The organism is Vibrio sp. ECSMB14106, from assembly GCF_000972265.1.
In the GTDB taxonomy this organism is placed as follows: Bacteria; Pseudomonadota; Gammaproteobacteria; order Enterobacterales; family Vibrionaceae; genus Vibrio; species Vibrio kanaloae.
This window is the reverse complement of sequence record NZ_LAUM01000008.1, coordinates 1-201: the sequence shown is the minus strand read 5'-3', so window position 1 is coordinate 201 and position 201 is coordinate 1. Positions and strand designations below refer to the sequence as shown.

The window sequence follows — 201 nt, the reverse complement described above, 5'->3', positions numbered from 1 at the left end:
ACACCAAAAAGTAAAAAGGCTCCAGTCTTTCGACTAGAGCCTTAAATATGGCAGGGGTGGAGAGATTCGAACTCCCAACACGCGGATTTGGAATCCGCTGCTCTGCCAATTGGAGCTACACCCCTATTTCAGTTTTAAAGAGCTGAAACTCTGAATAAGTGGCGGAGTGGACGGGACTCGAACCCGCGACCCCCGGCGTGA

At 51.2% G+C, this 201-nt stretch carries 1 tRNA gene; it reads right to left on the bottom strand.

The window, feature by feature from the left end:
• Positions 1-48: 48 nt before the first annotated feature.
• Positions 49-125, bottom strand: a tRNA-Trp gene (locus WR49_RS07805).
• Positions 126-201 lie beyond the last annotated feature (76 nt).